Here is an 8046-nt window from a genome sequence, read left to right on the forward strand (position 1 = left end):
TCGGGACATCATTCACCCGATGGCGTGACTTACGCCACCGTAACCAGGGCTTGACGTGGGGTGATCTATCCCACCTGGTCAGTTTCGGCGAAGGTGGAATACGGCGGCGTCCAGGTCGCCGCTCAGCCCGGTGCGCAAGCCCCGGTGAGCGAGCACCGCTCCCCGGTGCACCTCCCCGGTCTCCAGATCCCGGTAGGTGGCCGCCGGGTCGAGCCCGCGCAGCCGCAGCGGAAGCTGTGCCCGGCCGTGGTGCTGCGCCTGGAGCCAGGCCAGCACGACGGTCTCCTCGCCCCGGACGTACTGCACCGCGCTGAGCCCGTCGCCCTCCGGCGGCCGCAGCCGGTACAGCTCACCGTGCTGGACGACCGGGCGCACCCGCTTGTAGAGCGCCACCCAGTCGCGGGCCTCGGCGAGTTCGGCCTCGCTCCAGCGGGTCAGATCGCCGCCCACGCCCAGCACCCCGGCCATCGCGCTGACGAAGCGGAAGCGCAGCGAGCTGACCCGGGCGTTGCCCATGGCGTTGGGGCTGTCGGTCACCCAGGCGGCCATCACCCGGGCCGGGTGGAGCTGGCCGAAGCCGTGCTGGATGGCCAGCCGGTCCAGCGGATCGGTGTTGTCCGAGGTCCACACCTGGTCGGTCAGGCCCAGGACGCCGAGGTCGATCCGGCCGCCGCCGCCCGAGCAGGACTCGAAGGCGACCCCGGGGTGGGCGGCGCGCAGCCGCTCCAGCAGCTCGTACAGCCCGCGTACATGGTCGATCCACAGCCGCCGCGGATAAGGGTCGCCGGGCCAGCCGGGGTCCGCGAAGGAGCGGTTGAAGTCCCATTTCACATAGTCGATGGGCGCGCCGCTCAGCAGGGTGTCCAGCCGCTCCCACAGATGGGCGCGCACCTCGGGGCGGGCGAGGTTGAGCACGAGCTGGTTGCGGAACTCGGTGCGGGCCCGGCCGGGGTGGTGCTGCACCCAGTCGGGGTGGGCGCGGTAGAGGTCGCTGTCGGGGTTGACCATCTCCGGCTCGACCCAGATGCCGAACCCCATCCCGAGCGCGTGCACCTCGTCGGCCAGCGGCTTCAGCCCGTGCGGAAAGCGGTCCGGGTTGGGCGTCCAGTCGCCGAGCCCGGCCCGGTCACTGGTGCGCGCCCCGAACCAGCCGTCGTCCACGACGAACAGCTCGACGCCCATGTCGGCGGCCAGCCGCGCGAGCGAGCCCTGCTGCTCCTCGCTCACCTCGAACTCGGTGGCCTCCCAGGAGTTGTAGAGCACCGGCCGGGACCGGTCGGCGCCGGGCACCACATGCGCGAGCTGCCAGGCGTGCCAGGCGCGGCTCGCGGCCCCGAAGCCGCCGTCGGTCCACAGCCCCGCGAAGACGGGCGTGGTGAAGGACTCGCCGGGCCCGAGGAGCAGCTGGCCCGCGTCGTCGTGGCCGACCCCGCCGACCGCCTGGACGGCGCCGTCGCTCAGCAGCTGGACGGCGATCCGCCAGGCCCCGGACCAGGCGAGCGCGCAGCTGTGCACCTCGCCGCTCTCCTCGGTGGCCGCCCCGCCGTCCAGGGCGATCCAGGGCAGATGGTGATGGCTCGTGTGGCCCCGGCGGCTGCCGATCACCTTCTCACCGGGGGTGAGCCCGGTGCGGGCGAGCCGGCTCTCGGCGGCCCAGCGGCCGTGCAGATGGGACAGCCGCCAGCGGTCGCGCGCCGGGAGCGACCAGGCGGCGGAGTCGGCGCGCAGCAGTTCCACCGGCTGCTGCCCGGCGGTGCCGGTGTGGGCGAGGGTGGTCCAGCGCTCGATGACATCGCCGTCGTCCCGCATCCGGTAGTGGAGGGTGATGTCGAGGTGGTGCAGCGGATCGTGGAAGCGCAGCCGCAGCTCCTCACCGGTGCCGGGGTCGAGGACGGTGCCACCGTCGAAGCGCCACTCGGTGCCGCGTACGTCCCCGGCGCGTACGGACAGGGCGGGGCGCACGAAGCGCGGGCCGCCCTCCACGGGGTACTCCTCGCGCCCGTCCAGCGGGGATTCGAACGGCCAGTCCGGCGGCCCCGGTTCGGCGGCGAGGGCCTCGGCGTCCTCGACCGCGATCCTCGGCCCCCAGTGGAGATGGAGCAGCTCATCACGGTCGGTGAGGCGCAGGGCGTAGCTGCTGTGCCGCCCCGAGAGCGCCCAGAGCCGACCGCTTCCACCGGTTTCGATCATCGCACTCCCCAATTCTCCACAGGTGTCAACATGATCGGGGAGGGCGGGCGGTGCGGCAATGCCCGCACCCTCACGGGACCGATTGCCCGCTGCACGCATGTCGTATGGTCAGCTTCAGCCGCCTCGTCGACGAGCCGCGTCGGCGGCCGATGGTGAAGGAGAGCCCGTGACGCAGCAGTCGCAGTCGCCGCAGGTCCCCCAGGCCGAAAGCCGACTGGTGGGGGTACGTAATTTCCGTGATCTCGGTGGACTGCCGGCTGACGACGGCCGCCGCGTACGGCCCGGAGTGCTGTTCCGCAGCGGCCATCTCGCCCATGCCACCGAGGCGGACACCGCCTTCCTCGACTCGCTCGGACTGCACACCGTCTTCGACTTCCGCAACGCCGCCGACATCAAGCTCGAGGGCCCGGACGTCACGCTCCCCGGGGTCCGCAACGTCAATCTGCCGCTGTCCGACCCGGCCGACGGCGCCGGGTTCTGGACGATGGTGCGCGAGGGCGATCTGAAGACCCTGCGCGAACTGCTCTCCGAGGGCCGGGCCGAGAAGCGCATGATCGGCTCCTACCGCTCCATCGTCACCACCCGGCTCGTCGAGCACGGCCGGATCCTGCGCGACCTGGCCGAGGACAGCTCACCGGTGCTGATGCACTGTTCGGCGGGCAAGGACCGGGCCGGGCTGTCCATCGCGGTGACCCTGCTGGCCCTCGGCGTCGACCAGGAGGCCATCGAGGCCGACTACCTCCAGTCGGCCGCCGCCCACCGGCGCTACAAGATCTGGCGCAAGGGCTCTCCGGGGGACGGCTCCGACCCCATGTCGCCTGAGGTCATGGCGCTGCTGCTGCCGCTGTTCGACGCGCGCGCCGAATATCTGGCGGCGGCCTTCACCACGATCGAGGAGACCTGGGGCGGCACCGAGCGCTATCTCGCCGAGGGGCTCGGGCTCGCCCCCGAGCAGCGCGACCGGCTCCGGGAACGGCTGCTCACGGCCTGACGCCCGGCCCGGGCGGGCTCATGGCCCGCCCGCCGGTTCACCACATGGTGTCGGCCCCGGCCTCCGGCTCGGTGACCCAGCCCGCCGTCAGCACCAGACCGGTGGCGCGGTGCACCGCCAGGAAGCCGAACGGGCGGTCGTACGCCACGCTGATCAGCTTCGCCTTCTGCTGCGGCACCCCGGCCGCGTCCATGGCGAACGCGGTCACGGCCGCGGCCCAGAACCCCTCGGCGCTGAACGACGCGGTCATGGACTGCTGACCCGAGGACAGCGCCAGCGGGCTCGGGCTGATCCCCGGGAAGTGGCCGCGGGAGGTGTCCTGCGCGGTGCGCAGCCCGAACAGTTCCGCGTACCGCAGCAGATCGTGCCGCGCGGTCACGGTGAACTGCGGGGTGGTGAGGTAGAGCGACGGGGTGGCGTCCCAGCTCGTGACCTCCCCGACCCGGACCCCGGGCCCGGCCTCGCCCAGCGGCAGCGCCGAGCCCGGCAGCCCCGGGTACTCCCCGGCCACCGCGCCGATCCCGGCCTCCAGCACCTCGCCGCCCACGGCGTCCTCGGCGCCGAGGACCAGGTGCACATCCAGCCCGTTGTCACCCGCGACGCCCGAGAGGGTGAGCGGCCCGGCCGGGGTGTCGGGGACGACCCGCAGCACCCCGTCGAGGTCGTCCGTCTTCCGGGTGAGCCCGGCCAGCGACCGGTCCCGCCACGGGCCGTGCATCGGCCGCAGCCACCCCGGCCGGAACGGCTGGAGCCAGGCCGTCTGCACCGTGAGCGCTCCTGCCAGCACCAGCCGGGTGTCGGGGGTGAGCGGCACGGGCAGCTCGGCGATCGCGCCCCCGGTGCGCCGGGACGCCCAGCCGTCCAGCTCCTCGCGGTCGCGCTCGGCGTCCCCGGTCAGCGTGGACCGTACGCCCGGGGGCAGCGCGGCCTCCCACTCGGGCCGGATCGGCAGATCCTGACGGGTCCACAGCCCGGTGGCCGCGTGGACGCCGTCCATGGCGTCCAGCGATCCGAGCAGCTGCCCGCCGAGCGCCACCGCCCGGTCCGCGCCGACGCCCAGCGCGCCCTCCAGCTCCTGCCGGGCCGGGCCGCCGGCACCGCCGGTGAGCAGGGCGAGCAGCGGCCAGACCCCGGTGGCGGCGAAGGCCGTGCCCTCGTCCGCCACGGCCGCCCGCGCCCACCGCGCCGTCAGCGTGTTCACGGCCCGTACGGCGGTCGCGTCGATCATGCGGGGTCCCCCATCGGTCAGCGGTTGGCCACCGCCTGTTTGACCAGCGTCCGGCCGAAGTCCCAGATCAGGCCGCCGCCGTCGTGTGCGTCGTCCATGACCGCTGTGAACGCCTCGACGAAACGGTCCACTTCCCGCTCGCCGATGATCAGCGGCGGGATCAGCTTAATGACCTCCAGATGGTCGCCGGACACCTGGGTGAGGATGCGATGGCGCCGCAGCAGCGGGACGACGACCATCTGCGCGAACAGCCCCTTGCGCGCCGCCTGGAGCATCGTCCACCGGCCGCGCAGCCCCAGTGAGCTGGGTCTGCCGAACTCGATGCCGACCATCAGCCCCCGGCCGCGGACGTCGTGCAGCAGCTCGTAGCGGTCCACCAGCGCGGCGAGGCGGTCGCGCAGCAGCTCACCGGTGCGGCGGGCGTTGGCCACGACCTCCTCGTCCTCCATGACGGCGAGGACCGCGAGCCCGGCCGCCATGGCCTGGGCGTTGGCGCCGAAGCTGGCCGAGTGGACCAGCACCCGGTCCATCGACGAATAGACCTTTTTGAAGATCCAGTCCTTGCCGAGGGTCGCGCCGACCGGCACATAGCCCCCGGAGAGGGCCTTGGCCACGCACACCAGATCCGGTTCGACGCCGTCCTCGTGGCTGTAGGCGAAGAAGTCCCCGGTGCGGCCGAGGCCGGTCTGCACCTCGTCCGCGATGAGCAGGGCCTTGTGACGGTGGAGCAGCTCCTGCGCGGCGCGCAGGAAGCCGGGCGGGGTCTCGTGCACCCCCTTGCCCTGGATGGGCTCCACCACGAACCCCGCCACGTCCCCGCGCGCCAGCTCCCGCTCCAGCGCGTCGAGGTCGCCCATCTCGATCGGGGTGTCGGGCAGCAGCGGGGCGAACCCGTTGCGGAAGCCGTCCTCACCGTTGACCGACAGCGAGCCGGTGGTCAGCCCGTGGAAGGCGTGGGCGCAGTACAGGACGCGCGGCTTGCGGGTGGCGTAGCGGGCGAACTTCAGGGCCGTCTCGACGGCCTCGGTGCCGCTGTTGCCGAAGAAGACCCGGTCCAGATGGGGGGCGTGGGTCAGCAGCCGCTCGGCCAGCAGACCGGGCAGCGGCTGGCAGTCGAAGCGGGTCAGATCGGCCAGGTCGGCGTCCAGGACGTCGTGCAGCGCCTTGCGGACCACGGGGTGGTGGCGGCCCAGGCCCATCACCCCGAATCCGGCGAGCATGTCGAGGTAGTCCTGGCCCTCGTCGTCCCAGAAGTACGCGCCCTCGGCCCGCTCGTAGACCTTGTCGAACCCGATGGTGTGCAGCATCCGGGGCAGCTGGTGGTTGAGGTGCCGGGTGTGCAGCTCGTACCGCTCCGAAGCGCGCTCGGCCAGCAGCTTCCCGAGGTCGAAGCCCGAACGCCGCTGCTGCTCGGCTGCTGTCATGCCTGGCTCTCCTTGGCGGCGGTACGGGCCCCGGCGGGCGTACCGGCCTGGGCGGGGGTACGGGCCCCGGCAGCGGTACGGGCCCCGGCGGCGGCGCTCGCCCGCTCCGGGCGGGCCGCCTCGATACGGGTCAGGGCCGCCCCGATCCGGCCCGCGATCTCGGCGGGGGTGAGCCCGATGTCGGCGAGCACCTCACCGCGCTTGGCATGCGCCAGGAACGCCTCGGGGATGCCGAACGTCCGCACCGGCAGGTCGACTTCGGCGTCCCGCAGCGTCTGGGCGACCGCCGCGCCCACCCCGCCGGTGCGCACATTGTCCTCCACGACCGCCACCAGCCGGTGGCGCGCCGCGAGCGCGGGCAGCTCGGGATCGACGGGCTTGACCCAGCGCGGATCCACCACCGTGCAGCCGATCTCCCGCCCGGCCAGCAGCTCGGCGGCGCGCAGCGCGACGGGGGCCATGACCCCCGCCGCCACGAGCAGGACGTCCTCGCCCCGGCGCAGGACGTCCATCCCGCCCACCCGGCCGATCGCCGGAATCGGCTCCCCCACCGACTCCTTGGGGAAGCGGATGACGGTCGGCGCGTCGGCCACGTCGATCGCCTCGCGCAGCTGGGCACGGAGCTGGTCGGCGTCGCGCGGGGCGGCGATCCGCAGCCCCGGCACCACCTGGAGGACGGACATGTCCCACATGCCGTTGTGGCTCGGGCCGTCGGTGCCGGTGACACCGGCCCGGTCCAGGACGAACGTCACCCCGCACTGGTGCAGGGCGACATCCATCAGCAGCTGGTCGAAGGCCCGGTTGAGGAACGTGGCGTAGACGGCGAGGACCGGGTGGAGTCCGCCGGTGGCCAGCCCGGCCGCCGAGACCGCCGCGTGCTGCTCGGCGATGCCCACGTCCCACACCCGCCCGGGGTACGCCTCGGCGAAGCGGGCGAGGCCCACGGGGTGCAGCATCGCGGCGGTGAGGGCGACCACATCGGGCCGCTCGGCGCCGATCCGCACCATCTCCTCGCCGAACACCGAGGTCCATGAGCGGCCGCCGGAGGGGGTCAGCGGCGCGCAGGTGAGCGGGTCCATCGCGGCCACGGTGTGGAAATGATCGGCCTCGTCCTCCAGCGCGGGCGGGTAGCCCCGCCCCTTCTCGGTGAGGCAGTGGACGAGGACCGGGCCGTGGAACCGCTTGGCGCGGTGCAGGGCCGACTCGACCGCCTCGGTGTCATGGCCGTCGATGGGGCCGACGTACTTCAGCCCCAGGTCCTCGAACATGCCCTGCGGCGCGAAGGCGTCCTTGAACCCCTTCTTGGCGCCGTGCAGCGACCCGTACAGCGGCTGGCCGACCACGGGGGTGCGCTGCAGCACGTCCTTGCCCCAGGCCAGGAAGCGCTCGTAGCCGTCGGTGGTGCGCAGGGTGGCGAGGTGGTTGGCGAGCCCGCCGATGGTCGGCGAGTAGGAGCGCTCGTTGTCGTTGACGACGATGACCAGCGGACGGTCCCGGGCGGCGGCGATGTTGTTGAGCGCCTCCCAGGCCATCCCGCCGGTCAGCGCCCCGTCCCCGATGACGGCCACCACATGGTCGGTGCGGCCGTGCACCTCATTGGCCTTGGCCAGGCCGTCGGCCCAGCCCAGCACGGTGGAGGCATGGCTGTTCTCGATGATGTCGTGCTCGGACTCGGCCCGTGACGGATAGCCGGACAGCCCGCCCTTGTGGCGGAGCTTGGAGAAGTCCTGGCGGCCGGTGAGCAGTTTGTGGACGTAGGACTGGTGGCCGGTGTCCCACAGGATGCGATCGGCGGGCGAGTCGAAGACGCGGTGCAGGGCTATGGACAGCTCGACCACGCCGAGATTCGGTCCCAGATGGCCCCCGGTCCTGGCCACCGCTTCGATCAGGAACTCCCTGATCTCCTGGGCGAGCGCGGCCAGTTCCTCACCGGTCAGCGCCTTGAGGTCGTGCGGGCCCCGGATGTTCTCCAGCAACGGCACGGTCGGTTCCCCTCCTCGGTGTATCAGCTCACGGTGACGTCCGGGGTACCCGACGGGACCCCCTCGTCCGCCATGCGCCGCGCGATGTTCATGGCCTCGTCGATCAGGGTCTCCACGATCTTCGACTCCGGCACGGTCTTGATGACCTCGCCCTTCACGAAGATCTGCCCCTTGCCATTGCCTGACGCCACCCCCAGATCCGCTTCCCGCGCCTCACCCGGACCGTTCACC

5 protein-coding genes and 1 pseudogene are annotated in these 8046 nt (G+C 72.7%); 1 reads left to right on the plus strand and 5 read right to left on the minus strand.

Features of this window, described 5'->3' with window-relative positions; translation table 11 throughout:
• Window positions 1-78: 78 nt before the first annotated feature.
• Window positions 79-2190 carry an alpha-galactosidase gene (locus JK364_RS31220; RefSeq protein WP_201854682.1) on the minus strand — a complete coding sequence of 704 codons (2112 nt, stop codon included), beginning with the start codon at window positions 2188-2190 and terminating at the stop codon, window positions 79-81.
• A 166-nt stretch (window positions 2191-2356) separates the two neighbouring features.
• On the opposite strand from JK364_RS31220, the gene JK364_RS31225 reads away from it, so the two are divergent.
• Window positions 2357-3181: a tyrosine-protein phosphatase gene (locus JK364_RS31225; RefSeq protein ID WP_201854683.1), complete on the plus strand. Its 825-nt coding sequence runs from the start codon at window positions 2357-2359 to the stop codon at window positions 3179-3181.
• A gap of 37 nt (window positions 3182-3218) precedes the next feature.
• On the opposite strand, the gene JK364_RS31230 is transcribed toward JK364_RS31225, so the two are convergent.
• The 4 genes and pseudogenes from JK364_RS31230 to JK364_RS31245 all read right to left on the minus strand — a co-directional run.
• The gene (locus tag JK364_RS31230) at window positions 3219-4409 is read right to left on the minus strand and encodes a serpin family protein (protein WP_201854684.1); all 1191 of its coding nucleotides are present in this window, start codon (window positions 4407-4409) and stop codon (window positions 3219-3221) included.
• Window positions 4410-4426: 17 nt separating this feature from the next.
• Entirely contained in the window at window positions 4427-5833 is a 1407-nt protein-coding gene (locus JK364_RS31235; RefSeq protein ID WP_201854685.1) for an aspartate aminotransferase family protein, read from the minus strand.
• Window positions 5830-7815 carry a 1-deoxy-D-xylulose-5-phosphate synthase gene (dxs, locus tag JK364_RS31240; RefSeq protein WP_201854686.1) on the minus strand — a complete coding sequence of 662 codons (1986 nt, stop codon included), beginning with the start codon at window positions 7813-7815 and terminating at the stop codon, window positions 5830-5832. Before dxs ends, JK364_RS31235 begins: the two co-directional genes overlap by 4 nt.
• A gap of 23 nt (window positions 7816-7838) precedes the next feature.
• Window positions 7839-8046 (minus strand): annotated as a pseudogene (locus tag JK364_RS31245) (flavodoxin-dependent (E)-4-hydroxy-3-methylbut-2-enyl-diphosphate synthase); the annotation flags it as partial.

Source organism: Streptomyces endocoffeicus (assembly GCF_016741935.1).
GTDB classification, from domain to species: Bacteria; Actinomycetota; Actinomycetes; order Streptomycetales; family Streptomycetaceae; genus Streptomyces; species Streptomyces endocoffeicus.

Bases quoted from the DNA above. Each gene is read 5' to 3' on its own strand.
- JK364_RS31220 (WP_201854682.1), bottom strand. From the start codon at position 2,190: ATGATCGAAACCGGTGGAAGCGGTCGGCTCTGGGCGCTCTCGGGGCGG.
- JK364_RS31230 (WP_201854684.1), bottom strand. From the start codon at position 4,409: ATGATCGACGCGACCGCCGTACGGGCCGTGAACACGCTGACGGCGCGG.
- JK364_RS31235 (WP_201854685.1), bottom strand. From the start codon at position 5,833: ATGACAGCAGCCGAGCAGCAGCGGCGTTCGGGCTTCGACCTCGGGAAG.